The organism is Peptococcaceae bacterium, from assembly GCA_024655825.1.
Classification (GTDB): domain Bacteria; phylum Bacillota; class Peptococcia; order DRI-13; family PHAD01; genus JANLFJ01.
In genome coordinates this window covers 1-19,677 of sequence record JANLFJ010000046.1, presented here as the reverse complement: position 1 = coordinate 19,677, position 19,677 = coordinate 1, and the positions used below count along the sequence as shown (strand labels likewise).

General features: G+C 47.6%; 23 protein-coding genes and 2 riboswitches. Of the genes, 10 read left to right on the top strand and 13 right to left on the bottom strand.

Annotated elements, in window-relative coordinates:
• Window positions 1-6: 6 nt before the first annotated feature.
• The 3 genes from NUV48_13705 to NUV48_13695 form a co-directional block, all read right to left on the bottom strand.
• Complete coding sequence (locus tag NUV48_13705; GenBank protein MCR4443188.1) at window positions 7-420, bottom strand: hypothetical protein; 414 nt, start codon at window positions 418-420, stop codon at window positions 7-9.
• A gap of 170 nt (window positions 421-590) precedes the next feature.
• Window positions 591-956 carry a hypothetical protein gene (locus NUV48_13700; GenBank protein ID MCR4443187.1) on the bottom strand — a complete coding sequence of 122 codons (366 nt, stop codon included), beginning with the start codon at window positions 954-956 and terminating at the stop codon, window positions 591-593.
• 412 nt (window positions 957-1,368) lie between these two features.
• On the bottom strand, window positions 1,369-1,911 hold the full coding sequence (locus NUV48_13695) for a hypothetical protein (protein ID MCR4443186.1): 543 nt from the start codon (window positions 1,909-1,911) through the stop codon (window positions 1,369-1,371).
• A gap of 423 nt (window positions 1,912-2,334) precedes the next feature.
• Window positions 2,335-2,453: riboswitch (SAM riboswitch) on the top strand.
• A 100-nt stretch (window positions 2,454-2,553) separates the two neighbouring features.
• Here NUV48_13695 and NUV48_13690 point away from each other — a divergent pair.
• From NUV48_13690 to NUV48_13680, 3 genes are all read left to right on the top strand, one after another.
• A complete protein-coding gene (locus NUV48_13690; GenBank protein MCR4443185.1) occupies window positions 2,554-3,753 on the top strand; it encodes a homocysteine biosynthesis protein in 1,200 nt (399 codons plus the stop codon).
• Between the two features lie 104 nt (window positions 3,754-3,857).
• Window positions 3,858-4,259: a 4Fe-4S binding protein gene (locus NUV48_13685; protein ID MCR4443184.1), complete on the top strand. Its 402-nt coding sequence runs from the start codon at window positions 3,858-3,860 to the stop codon at window positions 4,257-4,259.
• The gene (locus tag NUV48_13680) at window positions 4,260-5,018 is read left to right on the top strand and encodes a UPF0280 family protein (GenBank protein MCR4443183.1); all 759 of its coding nucleotides are present in this window, start codon (window positions 4,260-4,262) and stop codon (window positions 5,016-5,018) included.
• Here NUV48_13680 and ytvI read toward each other — a convergent pair.
• The 4 genes from ytvI to NUV48_13660 all read right to left on the bottom strand — a co-directional run bounded on the left by ytvI (window position 5,015) and on the right by NUV48_13660 (window position 8,878).
• Window positions 5,015-6,046: a sporulation integral membrane protein YtvI gene (gene ytvI, locus NUV48_13675; GenBank protein MCR4443182.1), complete on the bottom strand. Its 1,032-nt coding sequence runs from the start codon at window positions 6,044-6,046 to the stop codon at window positions 5,015-5,017. The two genes, NUV48_13680 and ytvI, sit on opposite strands and share 4 nt — an antisense overlap.
• 65 nt (window positions 6,047-6,111) lie before the next feature.
• Window positions 6,112-6,915 (bottom strand): ABC transporter ATP-binding protein, encoded by an 804-nt coding sequence (locus NUV48_13670; GenBank protein ID MCR4443181.1) that lies wholly within the window; start codon window positions 6,913-6,915, stop codon window positions 6,112-6,114.
• A gap of 5 nt (window positions 6,916-6,920) precedes the next feature.
• A complete protein-coding gene (locus NUV48_13665; GenBank protein MCR4443180.1) occupies window positions 6,921-7,922 on the bottom strand; it encodes an iron ABC transporter permease in 1,002 nt (333 codons plus the stop codon).
• Window positions 7,919-8,878, bottom strand: coding sequence for an ABC transporter substrate-binding protein (locus tag NUV48_13660; GenBank protein MCR4443179.1), 960 nt, complete (start codon window positions 8,876-8,878; stop codon window positions 7,919-7,921). Before NUV48_13660 ends, NUV48_13665 begins: the two co-directional genes overlap by 4 nt.
• 94 nt (window positions 8,879-8,972) lie before the next feature.
• Window positions 8,973-9,135: riboswitch (cobalamin riboswitch) on the bottom strand.
• A gap of 71 nt (window positions 9,136-9,206) precedes the next feature.
• Here NUV48_13660 and NUV48_13655 point away from each other — a divergent pair.
• Window positions 9,207-10,082 (top strand): radical SAM protein, encoded by an 876-nt coding sequence (locus tag NUV48_13655; GenBank protein ID MCR4443178.1) that lies wholly within the window; start codon window positions 9,207-9,209, stop codon window positions 10,080-10,082.
• An 8-nt stretch (window positions 10,083-10,090) separates the two neighbouring features.
• On the opposite strand, the gene NUV48_13650 is transcribed toward NUV48_13655, so the two are convergent.
• Window positions 10,091-11,362 (bottom strand): SLC13 family permease, encoded by a 1,272-nt coding sequence (locus NUV48_13650; GenBank protein ID MCR4443177.1) that lies wholly within the window; start codon window positions 11,360-11,362, stop codon window positions 10,091-10,093.
• 208 nt (window positions 11,363-11,570) lie between these two features.
• Between NUV48_13650 and NUV48_13645 the strand changes: the two genes are divergently transcribed.
• Both NUV48_13645 and NUV48_13640 read left to right on the top strand, forming a co-directional pair.
• On the top strand, window positions 11,571-12,356 hold the full coding sequence (locus NUV48_13645; protein ID MCR4443176.1) for an undecaprenyl-diphosphate phosphatase: 786 nt from the start codon (window positions 11,571-11,573) through the stop codon (window positions 12,354-12,356).
• A 78-nt stretch (window positions 12,357-12,434) separates the two neighbouring features.
• Window positions 12,435-13,322, top strand: a complete 888-nt coding sequence (locus tag NUV48_13640) for a copper amine oxidase N-terminal domain-containing protein (GenBank protein MCR4443175.1) — start codon at window positions 12,435-12,437, stop codon at window positions 13,320-13,322.
• Between the two features lie 85 nt (window positions 13,323-13,407).
• On the opposite strand, the gene NUV48_13635 is transcribed toward NUV48_13640, so the two are convergent.
• The gene (locus tag NUV48_13635; protein MCR4443174.1) at window positions 13,408-14,034 is read right to left on the bottom strand and encodes a hypothetical protein; all 627 of its coding nucleotides are present in this window, start codon (window positions 14,032-14,034) and stop codon (window positions 13,408-13,410) included.
• A complete protein-coding gene (locus NUV48_13630) occupies window positions 14,027-14,416 on the bottom strand; it encodes a hypothetical protein (protein ID MCR4443173.1) in 390 nt (129 codons plus the stop codon). The genes NUV48_13635 and NUV48_13630 overlap by 8 nt, the downstream gene beginning before the upstream one ends.
• Here NUV48_13630 and tcmP point away from each other — a divergent pair.
• From tcmP to NUV48_13615, 3 genes are all read left to right on the top strand, one after another.
• The gene (tcmP, locus tag NUV48_13625; protein MCR4443172.1) at window positions 14,301-15,410 is read left to right on the top strand and encodes a three-Cys-motif partner protein TcmP; all 1,110 of its coding nucleotides are present in this window, start codon (window positions 14,301-14,303) and stop codon (window positions 15,408-15,410) included. The two genes, NUV48_13630 and tcmP, sit on opposite strands and share 116 nt — an antisense overlap.
• On the top strand, window positions 15,407-16,180 hold the full coding sequence (locus NUV48_13620; GenBank protein MCR4443171.1) for a radical SAM protein: 774 nt from the start codon (window positions 15,407-15,409) through the stop codon (window positions 16,178-16,180). Before tcmP ends, NUV48_13620 begins: the two co-directional genes overlap by 4 nt.
• Window positions 16,181-16,460: 280 nt before the next feature.
• A complete protein-coding gene (locus tag NUV48_13615) occupies window positions 16,461-16,673 on the top strand; it encodes a UPF0236 family protein (protein MCR4443170.1) in 213 nt (70 codons plus the stop codon).
• On the opposite strand, the gene NUV48_13610 is transcribed toward NUV48_13615, so the two are convergent.
• Together NUV48_13610 and NUV48_13605 are read right to left on the bottom strand one after the other, a co-directional pair.
• Entirely contained in the window at window positions 16,630-17,262 is a 633-nt protein-coding gene (locus tag NUV48_13610) for an ATP-binding protein (GenBank protein ID MCR4443169.1), read from the bottom strand. The genes NUV48_13615 and NUV48_13610 overlap by 44 nt on opposite strands.
• A complete protein-coding gene (locus NUV48_13605; protein ID MCR4443168.1) occupies window positions 17,259-17,708 on the bottom strand; it encodes a Mu transposase C-terminal domain-containing protein in 450 nt (149 codons plus the stop codon). The genes NUV48_13610 and NUV48_13605 overlap by 4 nt, the downstream gene beginning before the upstream one ends.
• A gap of 221 nt (window positions 17,709-17,929) precedes the next feature.
• Between NUV48_13605 and NUV48_13600 the strand changes: the two genes are divergently transcribed.
• Window positions 17,930-19,168 carry a site-specific integrase gene (locus tag NUV48_13600; GenBank protein MCR4443167.1) on the top strand — a complete coding sequence of 413 codons (1,239 nt, stop codon included), beginning with the start codon at window positions 17,930-17,932 and terminating at the stop codon, window positions 19,166-19,168.
• Window positions 19,169-19,360: 192 nt separating this feature from the next.
• Here the strand turns inward: NUV48_13600 and NUV48_13595 are convergent.
• The coding region (locus NUV48_13595) for an ATP-binding protein (GenBank protein ID MCR4443166.1) at window positions 19,361-19,677 on the bottom strand (317 nt) is incomplete at its 5' end.

Here is a 19,677-nt window from a genome sequence, read left to right as displayed (position 1 = left end):
TCTCGGTCAGGCAATTCCGTCAGCTTTACGCCACTTTAGTTCAGCCGCAACAATATACCCAAAAAGCACAAAGAGACCAATTAAGGATATACAGATCAAAACGGTTATGATAGATATTAAGGTCAGGCATTTTGCAATTATTTTTGAACTATATCCATTAGGTAGTGCATAGAACATTTCATCAGACCAATAAAATGCTTCCTTCTGTATAAGCGATAAACCCAATATCATGCTGGCAAATATTCCACCCTGTATTATAAACGCTGTGGAAATTAATGCCCCTCCCGGATCAAATGTTTGAAGCCGACTTATAAAGTGACTAAATATACTAAAAAAAGCCAAAAGTAAAAACAACCAGCTTTCAAACTGACGTGTTAATAATAATAACTCAATTTTGTATGAATCTATAACTTTTTTCATCTAACCATTCTCCTGGTTTTATATCCAGATATTTTGGCAGAAGACTTAAGGAATATAGGGGCTTTAATTATAGCCCCTATATATACATATAAAACATTTTTCTGCGGATTAGAAAATTAGAGACTCTGTTTACAGTTATTGCGGATGGTTTCTGCCGATGATTATTAATGTTAATTATTCACTGCTTCACCATAACCGTTACAACCCGTATAGAAAGGACCATCTGGATCCAGATGAACATAATAGATACCGCTCGCGACATTATTTGCCCACGAAGCAGTCCCGCCAATTGCCATCTGAGAGCCAGAAATTCTTGTATCCGGACCAGTTTCTGATTTGTATAATTCTATCCAAAGAGTATTGGTAGATGAGGCATAATTATAACCGAGCATACTAACAATGCCTGACATACTACGTTCTACACCGTCTGCTCCTGTCATAGTGCTTGTAATAGAAGTTGAACTGGTTAACCCAAATACCGAACCAGCTGTCAGTGTTAAGGCAATAATAATAAGAATTGTTATCATTCTCTTCATTATATCATCACCTCCCTTCGTTTAATCGTCATTATCTTTTAATAATAATGTTCCATACATTGACATAATTCCTTTTAATTCATTAAATTCCTGCAAAAACCATAATAAAATTATAATAACAATTATGTTAAAACTTGATTTATTAAAATTTCTTGAGATCTTACCGGCTCTGCCGGTTTTCTTTGCGGTAATATCCAATAAGAATGAAGGGGCCAGGTAACACGCGCTTGAAATTGCCAATCAGCAGAATGGTTTGCGCTGCAAGCCGTTACATCTTTGTTTCACATATTTATTGCCGGACTCGGATTAATAATGCAGTCTTGAAAACAATTAAGAGCGCCGCCAGGGCGCTCTTAATTGCCTTGAGGAGTATCAGGATGTAGATGCTCCGGTTGTAAAGAGGGATTGTTTTTTACAGCCCGAGCGCGCCGAGGAAAATGGGCACGGCCGCCAGCCCGATGAGGACGTTCAACGCGCCCGCAATTTTTGTATAGACGGCTCCCTTCCCGTACCAGGCGGGTACAAGGACTAAAAAGAGGCCGCAGATTAAGGCCAGGACGGCGCCGAGCGGCCAGATTTTACCGAGAAGTATGGCCTTGTACAGGAAGACGCTGGAAATTAAAAACTGGACGAAGAAAAAGTGGGCAATCATTTTCCTGTCGCCGCCCTTGAGGAAAAATGTTCCGATGATCAGCCAGAAGATGCCGTAATCGGCGAATACAGTGCCCAGGTATATGCTTATTTCCGGGTTTTTCGCCACATTGAAAAAGTACATGGCTATGGCCGTAAGCACCTGGGCGGCGCCGCCAAAAAAGATGGCTATGTAGGCAAGCGATTTTCCTATGTCTTTGTGGTCGCCTCCCTTTACCCCAAGTCCAAGCTGTTCCACTCCGAAGCACCAGACGGTTATAATCAGGCCAAAGACACCGATCGCTTCCGGATTAACCGCATTCATAAATCAACAACTCCTTCATCGTTTTTAAATCGAGGGTAACGCCGTTTTCAAATCATTATGAGATTTCTTGATTTTCACCCCCTTCACACATAAAAAAGCCCGGCGGAAATACAACAGTTTATTGGCTGAAACTGAAACATTTACCGCCAGGCTTTGCTCACTTGAACGGGTCTTTATGTCGGGTGAGCAAAATGTCAGTTGTGGAAATGAATGCGTCGCCAAGACGGGCATCCATTCCGTTTTCATTGTCTTGTCCAGTTTATTTTAGCAAAAGAATGGAATCATGAAAATACTTTTTGGATAATATAGTCGTATTTAAATCGCTGTTGTTAAATATATGGATTATGCGGCATTTTTGGAATTTTTATTGTTGACATTCAAGAAATAGCTTGCTAAACTAAAAAGAAAAATTATACTGATGTGCTCTTATTCAGAGTGGTGGAGGGACTGGCCCGATGAAACCCGGCAACCGTCCGATAGTGAATCGGATTGGTGCCAATTCCTGCAGGAGCCCAATTTATCAGGCTTCTGAAAGATAAGAGACCCGGATTGAGCATGGGCGGGCCTCTTCGCAAGAAGAGGCCTTCGTACTGACCGGCGGGGACGAAAGAGCACAGGTGATGAAGGAGGAGAAAAGGCTAAATGAGTGTGGAGCGTACTTACAAAGAAATCAATGCCCGTATTAAAGCCGGAAAAGCCGTCGTCCTGACGGTGGAAGAAGTTATCGACAGGGTCAGGGAAAAAGGCCTTGCCCGGACGGCCCGCGAAGTCGACGTGGTTACCACCGGAACTTTCAGTCCCATGTGTTCTTCCGGCGTTTTTCTCAATTTCGGCCATACCAGGCCCCGCATCAGGATCAGCAAAGCCTGGCTGAACGGGGTGCCGGCTTATGCCGGGATTGCGGCGGTAGACGCTTTTCTCGGTGCGACCGAGCTGCCGGAAGGCGATCCGGCCAACAGCGATTATCCAGGTGAATTCCGCTACGGCGGGGGACACGTCATTGAAGACCTGGTGGCTCGCAGGCCCGTCCGTCTCAAAGCCATCAGTTATGGAACAGATTGCTACCCGCGCCGTGAAGTGGAAACGAACATAACCCTTGATGAAATCAACGAAGCCATTCTCTTCAACCCCCGCAACTGCTACCAGAATTACAACTGCGCGGTTAATTTGAGCGACAGGACGATATATACTTATATGGGAATATTGAAGCCCAGGCTGGAAAACGCCCACTATTCTACTGCTGGGCAGCTTAGCCCACTCCTGAAGGATCCAGGCTTTAAGACCATCGGCATCGGTACGCGTATTTTCCTGGGTGGAGGAACTGGCTACGTTGTCTGGAACGGAACCCAGCATTTTCCCGGTGCGCTCAAGGACGAAAACGGCAGGGAACTGTGCGGGGCTGGCGGCACCCTGGCGGTGCTGGGAGACCTCAAGCAAATGGAAGCCCGCTGGCTGGTGGGCACCAGCTTCAGGGGCTACGGGGCCACTCTAACCGTTGGCGTGGGGGTCCCTATCCCCATTCTAAACGAAGAGGTCCTGGAATACGCGGCAAAACCGGATGAAGAACTGTATGCGCCGGTGGTGGACTACAGCGACTGTTATCCCAATGCCAGGCCGGGAAACCTGGGGATTGTCAGTTACGCCCAGCTAAAATCCGGCCAGATCCGGGTGATGGGCAAAGACGTGCCGGCTGCCCCTTTGAGCAGTTATTCGCGAGCCAGGGAAATCGCCTCGATCCTGAAAACCTGGATTGAGAAGGGCGATTTTCTGCTGGGTGAACCGAGCCAGCTTCTTCCGGGTCCTGAAGCGCGGCTCTGCGGAAAGTTCCTCAATGTTAAGTAAAGGGTACTGAGTACTATGGGGACCGTTATCCGACCCGCGAAAAGCGGGGTGTGTTATACCGGTGGATACCGGAAAGTCGCCAACAACAAAGGAGGTTGAAATTAGTGGCGCCGGAAAAAATCGTACTCCGCTTCGGAGCGGAGAAAGCAGATAAGCCCCTTATCTACCGACTGGTCAAAGACTATGACCTGATCATAAACATAATCAAGGCATCCATTAACCCGCACAAGGAAGGCACCATGGTCGTCGAACTGACGGGCGAGCGCAGCCGGGAAGGAATAGAATTCCTGCGCTCCCAGGGAATCACGGTGCATCCGCTGACCCAGGAGATTGCCAGGAATGACGAGAGGTGCACACGCTGCGGGGCCTGTACCGTTCATTGCCCGACCAGCGCCCTTTATATGGAGAGACCTTCCATGGATGTCAAATTCAACAGCGACGAGTGCATTGTATGCCTTTCGTGCGTGAAGGTTTGTCCGGTCAAAGCGATGGAGGTCCGGATTTAATTGGTGTACGAGCCGCGTGTCTACCGCAGCAGGCACAGTGAAAAAGACCTTTGTCGTTTCCGGGTGGCGGTGGATGAAACCGACCTGGATATTGCCGTAAAAAAAGACCGGTATACCGGGCAAATCCGTGATATGGTCGAACAATTAGTGCAAAAAGAGCGGCAGGTATTGCAAGAGTATATAAAAAAGGACCCCGTTTTTTTGAGGTCTTTGGAACCGCACCAGCCGCTTACCGGCGCTCCTTTTACGGTGGTGGAAATGTGTGAAAAAAGCAGGCTGGCCGGAGTTGGTCCCATGGCTGCCGTGGCCGGCCTTTTTGCCGAACTGGCCGGAAAACTGCTGGCCCGCTATTCGCGTGACGTAATCGTGGAAAACGGCGGCGACATCTGGCTGAAAACGAGCCGTGCCAGGAATGTTGCCATCTATGCCGGGGTCTCGCCTTTTTCCTACCGGGTCGGCCTGGAGATACGGCCCGTTCAGACTCCTCTGGGCATTTGCACTTCTTCCGGCACGGTGGGCCACAGCCTAAGTTTTGGCAGGGCGGATGCCGTTGTTGTTCTGGCGCCTTCGGCTGTGCTGGCCGATGCGGTGGCTACGGCCGCCTGCAACATGGTTCAGGAAGCCGTTGATCTTAAAAGAGCAGTCGAATTTGCCCTTGCAGTGCCCGGGGTGAGCGGAGCGGTGGCCATCATGGGTGATCGGATTGCTGCTGTGGGCCGGGTAAAACTGGTGCCGCTGGAATTTCCACAGGAATGTTAAAACTTGATCTTGATTTTGATAAGACCCACCCTCATCATGGCCTGGAAAAGTATAACTACGGCCGGACCCAGGAAAAGGCCGACAAATCCGGCCACTTTGACCCCAAGGTACATGCTGACCAAGGCGGCAAGGGCGCTGATGCCGATAGAATCGGCCATTATTTTGGGATCGATGATCCGGCGGAAGATGACGATTAAAGAATAATGTATCAATAACCCCACGCCCAGGAAGACGTTCCCCGTAACATACTGGTATACGGCCATGGGGATCATGACTGCGCCGGTTCCCAGCACAGGCAGGATGTCGACAAGCGTTACAAAAAGCGCCGAGGCGGAAGGGTACTTGATACCAAGGATTAAAAAACCGGTGAAGACGAAAAGGAATTCGATGGTGCTGATGATGATCTGTGCGCGTATAAAGCCAAAGATTGCGTGGTGGAGCTGCGTTAACACCTTTTCTACGCGCGCGTGGTCTTCCCGCTCGAAAAAGTTGAGCAAGAATGTTTTCATGCTGGGCAGCCGGAGGCTGATGAGGAACATGGCTATAAAAACTATCAACGTTTCGATAAGCAGCCGGGGGATTGTTTTGGCCAGGTTAAAGGAAATTGCCACAAAATCCTTTAATACCGACTGGAGTGAATCAAGCAGGCTTTTAGTTGCCTGCTGCAGGTTGTACTGGTATTCGGGAGATAGAGACTGAAAATGAGATTGATAGCGGGCGACTATAACATCGATGCCGTGGCTCAATTCCCTGGTGAAGCCAATCATCGCCCTGGAAAGGCCGGTTGCTTCCCCCAGCACTATGGCCACCAGCAGATAGCCAAGCGTCAGGACCAGCAGGGTGAAGAAGGAGCATACGGCGATTGAGGCGTAAATTCGCCTGATTTTCAGCCTGGCACTGAGGAAGGCGATGATCGGTTCCAGCAAAAAAGCCAGTAAAAAAGCGAGGACCAGGGGAAATCCCACAGTAAAAAGAAAATACAGCGCCAGGAGCAAAAGAATAATATAGATTGTCGTTCTCAAAGACAAAACCGGAGTTCCTCCTTAAATAGTTCCTGCCTTCGACATATATTGTACCAGATTGCAGGAAAAATCTACACAACCTTTAATTTTATATTCTTCTTTGCTGCGGACGGTACTATATAGGGCGTATTAACAAGGGGATTATCCAGGATTTGTACGTTTATGGAAAAAGCCGATTCGATGTTTTGGTTGTTTATGACTTCCGCAGGTTTCCCGCGGGAAAGGACAGCGCCTTCGTGCATGATGATGATCTCGTCGCAGAACTGGGAAGCGAGGTTAATGTCGTGCAGCACGACCAGGACGAGGATACCCCGGGCGGAAAGTTCTGTTAACAGATTCAGGATTTCCACCTGAAACCTGAGATCAAGGTGGGATACAGGTTCATCCAGGAGGAGGACCCTGGGTTTCTGGGCGAGAGCCCTGGCGATGTAAACCCTCTGGCGCTCGCCGCCGCTCAATTCGGTTGCCGCTCTGTCCCGGAGATGCCAGGTATGGGTCATTTCCATCGATTCTCTTACTGTTTCTCTGTCAATAACACTTTCCTTTTGGAATCTTTTAAGGTACGGCATCCTTCCCATCATCACCAGGTCGCGGCATTTGAAAGCAAAGTCGTAGGGTATGTCCTGGGGAACGTAACCCAGGGTCATGGCCCTTTCACGGATGGACATCTGCCGGATGTCTTTATTTTCTATAGCGACAAAACCACGCCGCGGTTTTAAATACCCGGAAATGCTTTTCAACAGGGTTGTTTTGCCGCAGCCGTTTGCCCCGATGATCCCGACGAATTCCGGCGATTCGACGGCAAAACTTATATCCTTTAAGACAATTGTGCCCTGGTAACCTGCGGACAGATTGTGCAGTTCAAGCAAAGACATTGTTCTCACGATCCTTCATGCTTCATTTTTGACCTGATTAACAGGTAAATGAAAAATGGCCCGCCAACTGCCGCCGTGATTATGCCCGTTGGCATTTCGGCGGGGGCTAAGATCAAACGGGCCAGGGTATCGGCCAAGATCAGGAAGATCGCCCCGGCCAGGGCGGCAAAGGGAACCAGGATTCGATTGTCCGGTCCTACCAGAAGCCGGCAGATGTGAGGCACGATCAGTCCTACAAAGCCAATTATGCCGGTGACGGCGACGGCTGCCGCCGTCACCAGGGCGCCAGCGGTAAGAACGACCTTTTTCACCGCTTCAGTATTTACTCCCAGGTGTTCCGCTATCTCCTCTCCCGTCATGATGGCGTTCAACTCCCTTGAATACGCGAACATGACCAGGCACCCGGCGGTGATGAGCGGGGCGGAGAAAAGGACATTCCTCCAGGTGACCAGGCTGAATGACCCCATTGTCCAGAAAACGATGCGCGAGAGTTCGTCGTGGTGCAGCAGCATCATCAGGGAAATAATTGAGGACATAAAAGCGCTGATGGCGATGCCCGCAAGGAGCATGGAAGCCATAGAGACCCTGCTGCCGCTCTTGGCGATCATGTAAACGGCATAGATGGTGCCCAGGGCTGCCAGGAAAGATCCCAGGCCCACGCTCGCGGTGCCCAGGCCGCTGATGATCGCAAAGGTGGCGCCAAAGGCGGCGCCGGAGGAAACGCCGAGCACGTAAGGGTCGGCCATGGGATTGCGCAACAGCCCCTGCAAAAAGGTGCCCACCACCGAAAGCCCGGCGCCCACAAAAGCGGCCTGGATCACCCTGGGCAGCCGCAGGGAAAAAAGAATGATCCTGTTCGTCCCGTCATCGTATCCTGCCAGCAGGCGGATCAAGTCGCCGGCAGTTATCCTTACCGTGCCCAGGGATAGAGAAAAAGCTGCAGCCACAAGCAGCAGGATGAAGAAAACAACCAGCAGGGTTTTGTAGGAGTTATATAATAATTTCACTTTGCTTCAAAAGCCTCCGGGTGTATGAATCTGGCCATTTCCTCCAGGCCCAGGACAATGCGGTAAGAGGGCCGGGTAACGATGTTGTCGCTGCTGATCACGTAGATCTTGCCGGTTTTAGCGGCGCTGGTCTCTTTAAAACCGGGCATCTTGGCGATGTCCTTTACTTCCCCGGCGTGCGGGGCGGTGATAATAACCGCGGGGTTTTTTTCCACTACTTTTTCCAGGCTGTACTTCATCCAGCCGGTCAATTCCCCGGCAATATTTTCACCGCCGGCCAGCGTGACGAGTTCATGGATGAATGTGTCCCGGCCTGCGGTCCAGTTGCCGTTGGAGTCCACCAGGTAAAAGACCTTTACTTTCGGCAAATCTTTAACTTTTTGGCTGATTTCATCGATCTTTTTTTCCATTGTCGAGACCATCTTTTGTCCCTCTTCGCGGGTCCCCGTGATAAGCGCTATCGTTCTTACAGATTCTTTGATCTGGCTGATGTTTTTGGCCTGGAGCATTACCACCTTCAGGCCCATTCTTTCCAGAGTTTGCATTTCTTCCAGGCCGGAGAGGTTGGAGGCAAAAACAAGGTCCGCTTTTTGCCGGATCACTGCCTCTATATTTGCCCCCTTGAAGTTACCGACCTTGGGGAGTTCTTTTACTTCCGGCGGGTAGTCGTCATAGTTGGTAACACCCACTACCCGGCTGCCGAGGCCAAGGGCGAAAAGGATTTCCGTTGTGCTTGGAGAAAGAGAGACGATGCGCTGCGGGATGTTATTGATTTCCACTTCCCTGCCCATAAAGTCGGTTATTTTAACCGGAAAAACTGCTGTTTCGCCGGAGCCGGCGGGAACCGAAGGGGTTTGCTCCTGCCCTTTCTGCTTTGCTGGCACCATACAAGCGCTTGACGAGGCCAGCAAAACCATGATAATAGATGTTGCCAGGAACCTTCTGGTTTTGACCATTTGGAACTCTTCCCCTCGGGCAAATAATTTAAGCCTGCCTTCACCGGCAGGCTGGCAATGACTCCTTGAAACCATCTTTTCCTTCCCGCCGAAGGCGAACGATGAACCTTAAGGCAGGTCTCCTGGCTGGCGAATCATCTTCGACCCGGCCTTCCCGGTTTCCCAGTGGCTTACCCTCGGGTGTCATCATCGCTCACAGTAGCGGGGGCTGCAGCGGTTTCGCACCGCTTTCCCTTACCTTAAGATGCACGTGTCTAATTTCATTTTCATTATACCGGTAAAATGAATAATTGAAAATACATCATGAAAAAATGGGAGGTGCGTCCTGTTGAATTACGATTACCCTCTTTTCCGTCCCCCCAGCGAGGCATACAGCCTGATTCTGCAGTTGACCATTGGCTGCTCGCACAACGCCTGCACTTTTTGCACCATGTATAAAGGCAAAAAGTACAGGCCCAAAAAGTGGCCGGAAATCAAAGAACTGATCGCGGAAGCGGCCAGGGATTACGCTCAGGCGCGCAGGATTTTCTTGGCTGACGGCAATGCCCTTTCCCTGCCTTCGGAAATTTTAACGGCGGCGCTGCAAATGATAAACGAGCGCTTTCCTCGCCTGGAAAGAATAAGCATTTACGGCAGCCCCCAGGACATACTCGGCAAGACGGTCGGGGAATTGAGAGAGCTTCGCCGGCACGGCCTGGAACTTGTATACATGGGTATAGAAAGCGGCAGCGAACGTGTCCTGAAAATGGTTAAAAAGGGGATCACGCCCGGAGAAACTATCATGGCCGGGAAAAAAGCCAGGGAATGCGGTTTTGCCCTTTCGGCGACCATCATTTCCGGGCTGGGCGGCGCCGAATACTGGGAAGAACACGCCGTTGAAACAGCCGGGGTGGTTTCAGCAATTAATCCCGAGTACCTGGGCGCCCTGACGCTTTTTTTGAGAGAGGGGGCACCCCTGTTGAGGTCCATAGAAAAAGGCCAATTTACCATGCTGGCGCCCTGGCAAATCCTGCGCGAAACGCGCTTGATGATCGAGAACCTGGAGCTAAACGACTGTTTGTTCCGGTCCAACCACGCCTCCAACTACTTTGACCTTGGGTGTATACTGAACAGGGAAAAAGAGGCGGTTCTTGAGAGAATTGACCGTTACCTGGCCAGCCCTTTTATTAAATCTCTGCCTGTGGAAATAAACAGGGGTCTGTAATGATGCGGTCAAAATCCCATTAATAACGGCACAATGATGATTATCCAAAAATAAAGCAGGATGCTCAACAGCCCGCCTACTTTGGTGTAGTCGGTGAACCGGTAACCGCCGGCCAGGGTCATGGTAATCGGCATTGTTCCCACGGGTGAGGCGAATCCCATGGAAGTGCCCAGGATAATCCCGATGACCGCCGGGATCGGGTCAAAACCCATGCCCTGGGCAGTATAAATGGCGATTGGCGAAAGCATGGCCGTTATTGCCGTGGTGGACATGAAGTTGGCCAGCATTAAAGCTACCAGGACATAGATGGCGAATACAAGGCGCGGTGAAGCGCTCGCGCCCAGCAAACCGATGGCCGTTTCGGCGATCAGTTTTCCCGCCCCGCTGACATCCAGCCCTTTGGAGAACCCCAGGGCCCCGCCGAGAATGGCTATCGATGTCCAGTGAATGCTCTGGTAAACTTTCTTTTCAGTGATGCACCCGGTCATCACCAGGACGACGGCAGCGGCCATGGCAATTGTCCCCACGCTCCAGACCTGTTTGACGAAGCCTATTACGCAGCCGGCCATGACCAGCCCGGAAACGGCCATTTTAACAGGGCTGCGTTTTTCCTCCCCGCCGCCTGCTACCGGCTCATCACCGGCGATTTCCTGAAAATTGAACAACCTTTTCTGCAGGTAGTAACCGAAGGTAAGGTAGTAGAACAGGATAAACACCACCAGCGGTATGCCGCCGTAAGCCAGTTCGAAGAATCCTAGAGGTCTGCAGCCGGGGGTTTGGCTCAAGATGCCCTGGGCCGCCAGCTGGGGGGTCGAACCGACCAGCGTGCAGGCCCCGCCAGCCACGGCGGCAAAGCCTGTGGCCATGTACGTGTTTTTCTTGGCGATCTTCCCGCCCGACCTGGCGGCGGCCGCAGCTATCATCGGGAGGAACATGGCCACGGTGGCGGTATTGCTGACAAAAGCCGACAGTGAAGCCGTTGCCAGGATGATCACCGCCAGGAAAAGCCTTTCGCTGTTACCCACAACCCTCACGATGGCTATCCCCATTAACTGCGCCAGCCCTGTTTCGAACAAGGCTTCGCCGACCACGATCATGCCGATGACCATCATCACGATGTCGCTCCCGAACCCGGCAAAAGCATTAGCGAAGGGGATAATCCCGGCGATAGCCATCAGCAGGCAGGAAGCGACGGCGGTCATCCCCAGGGGAACGAGTTCCGTCACGTACAAAAAAATGGTGGCTGCAAAAATTATAATGGCTATTGTGCTTTGCTCCATTTGACCGCTCTCCTTAACACTATTCCATTATATGATACTGCTAAAATATTTGAAAAGATCAATTTATTGATTTTATAAGCGTTTTGTAAACGCTGCCTGTAAAAAAGCCGGTTGTCCTGGCGGACAAAGAGTTTTTTTGCTACAATGTTCATATTGTATGAAATATAAAGGGGCGAAAACAGCGCCCGCAAGAGGGAGGATTCCCCTGATGGAACATGTTGTCAAAGCCGTGGTGCTGGGGATTGTGCAGGGTTTGACCGAATTTTTACCGGTCAGCAGCAGCGGGCACCTGCTGGTGTTTCGCAAAATGTTCGGCCTTTCGGAGGCCGGGCTTCTCCTCGATACCATGCTGCATTTCGGCACCCTTGCCGCGGTAATGGCCGTATTCTGGCGCGATATTATGGATATGTTAAAAAAACCTTTCAGCCATCTTACACTCCTGGTGGCAGTCGGAACTATCCCGACAGCCCTGATAGGGCTTTTTTTCAAGGATTTTTTCGAGGAACTTGCCGTGAGCGGTGTAACCGTGGGATGGGAGTTTTTGGCCACCGGCGTGATTATCTGGGCAGCTGACAACATCAAGAACCGTGGAACAAAAGATATTAAGCGCGTCACCTTTGTTGATGCCCTGGTGGTGGGAACCCTGCAGGGTGCAGCCATTCTCCCGGCAATTTCTCGATCCGGTTTCACCATAGCCGGGGCTCTCTTTTGCGGTATCAAAAGGGAAACTGCTGCCCGGTTCTCTTTTCTCATTTCCGTTCCGGCGATCATGGGGGCCGTCGCCGTACAGGGGGCTGACCTGCTGGGAGGAAAAGGCGAGTCGATCGGCGCGCTGCCCCTGGCGATCGGCGCGCTGACCTCGGCTGTTGCCGGGTATGTTGCTGTAAAGTGGATGCTCGCCGTCATCCAGCGTGGCTCGTTTAAGGGATTTGCCGTTTATGTCTGGTTCCTTGGGGCGGCAATCATCATCCTGCAGTTTCTCGGGAAATTTTAAAGTTAAAAGAAGGTGAAAACCGTTTTTCCGGGAAAATAGAAAATGGATAGAGAAATATGACCGCAGAGGGTGGTACTGGTGAAAAAGCTTGCCATTTTATTGCTCATGCTCTGTGCAGCCGGCATACAGGCATCTTTTCCCGTTCTTTTGGCGGCTGATGAAATCCGGGTTTATGTGGACGGGACGCCGGTTGCTTTCCCGGACCAGAAACCCGTGATTACAGGGGAAAAGAGGACCCTGGTTCCTGTTCGCTTCGTCACGCAGGTCCTGGGAGCCGATGTATTCTGGGATGAGGTCACCAAAACGGCGGTGATTGAAAACCAAGGCAAGACGGTAACCATAAGGTCCGGCGAAAAGAAGGCGACAATCGATTCGGCGGAGGTTGCCCTTGATACCGGCGCCGCTTTAATGAACGGCAGGATGATGGTGCCTTTGCGGTTTGTGAGCGAATGCCTGGGTGCACATGTGGAATGGAACGGCTCCCAAAGGGCCGTATACATCGCCACGGATTTGTCCCCGGCCAGCATTTTCAGCGGCCAGCCATACCGGGACTTGGGACTTCCCGCAGCCGGGGATGCCCAGCCGACAGCCAGCCGGCAGCCGGGCGCCAGGGTCCAGTATGTCGAAAGCAAAGAACTTCCGGTGGACCTGGGCGGTTATATTATTTACAGCGTGGCAATAAACGATGAACACATCTGCGTCAAACAATACTCCCGAGACGGTTCCCCGTGTCCCCTCTACATTGCCGAGAACGGGATAATAACCAGGGCAAGGCTTTTTCCGGCGGATATTCAGCCCTCGTCAATCTTCGTTTATAAATACCCGCTTGCCGGTGAAGCCTCCAGCGAAGCCGGCCTGGGCGTTCTAAAGGCAAGAAATATAAGCCATTTGATGTTTGAAGGCTGTATCAACGGTGACCCGGTTTATCTTGTTGTAAACAATTCCTCAAGCAGCTCAATAAAGTAACTTCCAGTTTGCAAAAGTAAATTCCACCCCTCAAAAGACGAATTTTTTGGAGATATGGCTGGTGGTGCCTCTTGTCATAAAAAAACTAATTTTTAAGGAGGGATGGGCGAAGGGTAACCTTATCTGGAGGGATAAGTTCTGCGCCTACCTTCCTTAAAAAATCTTCCCCATAGAGGGAAGCAAAAACTTCATAAGGTGTCTTATTCCCGAGATTCGGCCTTCCATAAGAATTGATATGATTCATCATAAGGGTTATGTCTTCTTGGGTGAAAGGGTCAAGAGAGGCGCCTTTAGGGATGATACGCCGGATTAATGAATGGTTATTTTCGGCAGCCCCTTTCTGATGAGGGGCCTGTGGGTCACAGTAAAAGATACGAGTTCTCCGGTTGCTCTGCGAATCCGTCTCAATGGCATAGGGATTGGAAAATTCACTGCCGTTGTCCGCAAGCAGCACCTGGAATAGACTACAAAAAATATCAGGGTTCAGTTCCAGATAAAGCCGATTGAAGATATCGATGACAGACTGGGATGTATTGGCATCCCTGATAAAGGCAAGCATGAACTGCGGTATGGTAAAATGCAGCGTTAGCAGCACCTTGCCGCTTTTCCTTCCCTCCAAAGAATCCATTTCCACGATGGGAAAGCCCGGATGTTCGGCCATGAACTGAAGGAAGTCCTGATAAGAGCGGCCGATACGGCATTTTTTATCCACCTTGAAATGGTCCTTCTTCTTTTTCCGTCTTCCCATGCGTAATGTCAATGTTTTTGGCGGTAAGGATGCCACTATCCACGTAATTGTAAAGGGAACGTTCATTGAGCATGATTTCATCAGCGTGATTAACACATATGTGGTGGAGTGACTGGCCTTTCATAAGGAGAGGGCTGATAAGGGAATCCAGTCTCAAAGCCTCCTCTTCGGTAAGCCGTATACCCTGGCGGGATTCAGAACGGACTGTCTCATATTCCCTTTGTGCATGGATTGCAGAGTATATCCTTTTTTCCAATAGACCTCTTTTAATCGTTGATTGTTTTGCAGGGAAAGGTAAATTTGATGATGGTAATGATGGCTCGCCGCTTATTATTTTGAAGAACATAATGAATACACCCTCACAATATAAAAATGCAAGGGTATTATGTGCATTTATTGAGAAAAAATATCATAAAGACTTGGAAGCGAATGTTGCTGCCTATCCTGTAACTGGTATGTTTCCAAGCATAAAAGTATTCAAGGGTACATTTGAGGAGAATATCGATAATTTGATACAAAAATTGGACAGCAATTTTAACGTATTCTTTTATGTTGATCCCTATGGGTACAAAAGTTTAGATTTCAGTAGATTTCAACGGATAAAAAATAAAGGTTTTAATTCTGTTGAAATGCTTATTAATTTTAATACCTTTGGTTTTCTGCGGGAAGGTTGCCGCTTGTTAAAAATTCAGGAAGATGAATTAATGTTTACCGGATTTGATTATGAAATAGATGAAAACAACGATATTGATAATATGAACTCTATAGCAAATGGTGATTATTGGAAAGATATTTTGAATGATTATCAAGAAGGAAGAATAAAAGCACATGAAGCAGAAGAACGCTTTATTATTAGTTATATGAACAGATTTAAGACATTGTTTAAACATACAATTAATATACCAATCAAGTTGAAAACAAAAAATATGCCCAAATATAGACTTGTTTTTGGTACGAATTATCCGGATGGTATACTGCTTATGGCTGATAAAATGAGTAAAGTCTGGGAGGAAATAGTTCTCAAAGAGAGAGAAGGACAGTTAAGTTTGTTTGATTTTGATTACCCGGGTGGTTTTCCAAGTGAGGAGGTTATAAGTATTATCGAGACAGAATTGAAATTAGATGGAAATTACGTAGAGTTAAAGTCTTTATTGTGTCTATTTATTGAAAAATACGGCTTGCCTATGGCGCCAAGAGTTGTAAAAGGTGAATTAAAAAAGATGGAGCAAAGTGGGAGCATAGAAGTCGACCGCGATCCTCCTTTCACTCCTAAGACAGGCAAACCGACAAAGTCGTTTGACTATGATAAATACAATATAAAGGTGCGGATAAAACCATGATGGGAATATACGAGTTAGTTGTTAGAAAAACATTATTATACAAAACAGGGGTTGAATATGGCGATTACACGATTAACCATGTGCAGGGTTGTTCGCATGGTTGCTTGTATCCGTGTTATGCTTTTATGATGGCTAAAAGGTTTGGGAAGGTCAGAAGTTATGATGAATGGATAAATCCAAGAATTGTTTCTAATACAATTGAGCTTTTACAATGCGAAATCCCGAAATACAGGAGTAAAATTAAGTCTGTTCATTTGAGCTTTAGCACAGACCCTTTTATGTACGGACACCAGGACATCTGTGATTTGAGTTTAAAGATTATTTCCCTTCTAAATGCTGAGGGAATAAAATGTACTGCATTGACAAAAGGTGTGTTACCAAAAGAGCTGAAAAACTTTTATAAGAAAAATGAATATGGTATTACTCTGATATCTTTGAATGAAAACTTCAGGGAAAAATATGAACCATATTCAGCTGAATACGAAAAAAGGATTGAGAGTTTAAAGTATTTACATGAAAATGGTTGTAAAACATGGGTGAGTATTGAACCATATCCAACACCTAATATAATGAGTCAGGATTTTGTGAAAATACTGCAGGCGGTTGATTTTGTGGATAAAATTATTTTTGGAAGGCTGAATTATAATCCGAAGGTTTCGGCTTATAGAGGCCATAAAGAGTACTACAACAAGTTGAGCAATTTAGTTATGGAGTTTTGCAGCGCAAGAGGAATAGAATATCATATAAAAAAAGGGACAGTGAGTGACTGAATAAATGTATATCCTCGGAGAATATATATAATTCAAAACGGTTGTGAGAGTAGCTTGCTTTAGACGTAGCGACTGAAGATGACTGGCGATGGATTATAGAGCGGCTGGATAAAAACACAATAACACCATGTTAGTGTAAAGTTATTGTAGGAATTTTTGAAGGGAATAGCGAAGACATCACCGTCCTCACGATAGGACAAGTAACCCAAACGAGATTACTCAAAGAGGTGATGTCTTCATAGAAATAATTCGCTCAATAACCCCGATACTCCTTTCAATAATGGAAGTAGTAATAAATAATTTAAATGGAGGGCAGGATTTTGCTCGATTTCAAGATGAATTAGCGAACAAACTAACTGAAGTAGGCCGTGAAGTCACACGAGAAGTTTTGGAAGAGATGGACCGGCAAATCAAAGAAGACAAAACAAGCCGGCGGGAATGGCAAGTTGTTATTCCAAAATATCCCTCAAAAGAGAAGTTAAATACAAATTAATCTCATCCTTCGCCAATCCCTTAAACCCATAACTGATGGCAATCCTCTGCCGCAGCGCTTCGTTGATCTGTAAGGACAGCTGGCTTAAAACAGGGAGCTGGCCTACCAAAAGAACCATGGCGTAATTCTTGGAGTCCATCTGAAAATTAAACAAAAGCCGCAAATCATTAAGAATAGCATTGGCCATAAATTGAGCCTCATCGATAATAATAAAGGTCGTCATATTTTTCTGGTAATGGGCATTGACCACAAACTCCTGCACCTGATGGAAAATATCCACCTTTCTGAAACGAGGCTGTAAGCCCAAACCCACAGCGAGATGACGATAAAAATCCATGACCGTAACAGAAGAAAGAGGCAAATAAACCACCTTGAAAAGCTGGGGATTAAGCTTGGCCGTAAAAGAGCGGAGGCTGGTCGTCTTACCCGAGCCCGGCTCCCCGTAAACCAAAGCAAAACCTTTCACCTGCTTAAAATACTCCATGCGGGAAGAAAACTGCTGATAATCCCGGGAAACATAGACATGTTCCGCCTGAATGTCTTTGGCAAACGGATTCATAGTCAAGCCATAAAAAACCTGGTAACTCATACCATTTCACCTCCCCCATAAAGAGATGCATAATCAATTTGACGCCTTTCATTTTGACGCCGGACAATTTTGGAATTATCCACCGGCCTTACCGGGTAGACAGTGAGCAAGTCATCAGAATCCCGGACCTTTACATAAGCCTTGCTTAAATCCTCAGGGTCATAGCGAACAACAATCGACTGACCGATCAATACTTGCGGGACCTCATAAACCCGCTTCAAAAGAGAGAAAGTCGCGTCTTTATTGACCTTACGCATAGCCTCCCGCAAGAAAACCTTCTCCAATATCTCCGCCGAAGAGACAAACCGGAAACGGTCCTTATCCTTAAGATAGCGTTCCATAGGAGACAGCCCCTGTAAAGAAGAATGGGGGCGCAGATTATACGTTGATTCGGCATAAGCCAAAAACCGGGCATTTAGTTCCTCCAGTGAGTTTACTTCCGGCATCGAAAGAGACTCCAAAAACTGCATGCGGATCGTCCTGAACATACGTTCTGCTTTGCCTTTTTTACGTTAATCTTTACGTAAAAAAGGTTATGTTAAGACTTTCGTTATGTAAAGAAATGTGATTCCAAACGTAGAGATGCTCTGTTTTGGTGTTATATTTCTTTACATAATAATCAGGAAGTGTTACTCATAAATCAAACATTTCAAGGAGGGTTTGATTTATGGTAACTGACTTTAAAACATTAATTTCTTTATGCGAAGACGAGTTGAACAGTCGGGAGTATGCTGCTGTACACCACGGTAGAATCAAAGCAGAATGGGAAAATCTTACTAAGTGGATGACATTGCATAATTACAAGGACTTTTCTGAAGCCATTGGATTCCAGTACTGTGACGAAACTCTGGGAACCCATATATTTGTTGATAGGCTTACGCACAGTGAGCAAATACGGCTCCGTGCGGTCCGTATGCTGACTTCTTACCAGAAAGACGGCGATTTTGAATTCCGTACTCCGCGAATTGAAAGGATTTTTTATGGCAATACAGGCAATCATATGTGTCTGTATCTATCCTACCTCCGAAATGTACAGCATCTTTCGGAGAGTACACTCAGAAACAAAGAACAGTATTTATACGAGTTCTTCTGTTATCTGGAAAAACATTCACTAACATTGGATAATCTTTGCGTTGAAGTCATGGAGGATTTTTTTGACTCAATGAATTATTCTCTCGCCTCCAGGCACAACTGCGGCTCAACATTGCGCATTTATTTTCGGTATGCCTATACCGGAAAAGACAGTTCGGCATTCGTCTTGGAAGATAATTACAAACACCATTGTAAAATTCCAACGACATACAATGAAGATGAAATTCGCAGAATTATCGCGTCGGTGGAACGCTCATCCGCCACAGGGAAACGGGATTACCTGATTTTGCTACTTGCCGCTGAATACGGATGGCGATCCAGTGACATTGTTAACTTTCGGTTTAGTCAGATAGACTGGGACAAAAATGTCATCCGTTTCAGTCAACATAAAACCGATATACCAGTAGAGTATCCTCTGCTTTCTTCAGTTGGCAATGCCATTATTGACTATCTGAAGCATGGGCGTCCTATAACCGACTCAGAAGAAATCATCGTATTGGCAGAATCAGCAAAAAAGGGCCGGCCGCTTTCACCTCCGACCGTGCATTCCATTGTGACGAAATACATGCATAAGGCAGATATCAAGAACTGGAAACGCAAGAAGCACGGCCCACATTCCCTTCGACACAGCCTGGCAACGAACATGTTGAAAAAGAATGTTTCCATGCCCATCATCAGTACCGTCCTTGGTCATCAGAATACCGAGACCACCAAGGTATATCTGAAAGTTGACACAGAAAAGTTGCGGCAATGCCCACTTTCCATGCCCAAAATATATTCAAAGCATTACAGGGCAGGGAGGTGCGAAGTATGAACAAACCCGAATTCAAATCCGTTTATTCCCGGATCAATGGAATTAAACAATTCCTGATATATCTCAACCGCAAGGGATATCATGTCTTTGTGACGAGAGATATCAGTTTTGTGAACGGTCAATAAAAATACATCATTTTCGGCCATTTAAAATGCAGCACTTAGCCACCAGTTTTACTGGAAATTCATTATCCTAATCGTTAAGAATCCTTTCCCGGTGAGAAAGCCGGTAACTGTCCCCTTCCATAGCAAAAATCTCGCATTTATGCATCAGCCTGTCCAGCATAGCGGCCGTAATAACAGGGTCTCCCATGAATTCTCCCCACTCTGACAGTCCTTTGTTGGAAGTTAGGATGATGGAAGTCTGCTGGTAAAGCTGATTGATTACGCCAAACAACAGGTTGGCTTCGTTACGATTCACCGGCTGAAAGCCGACTTCATCAATGATGACCAGATCAGCCTGATACAGCCTTTTCAATTTGGATTTACTCTTTGGCGATATTTCCTGAG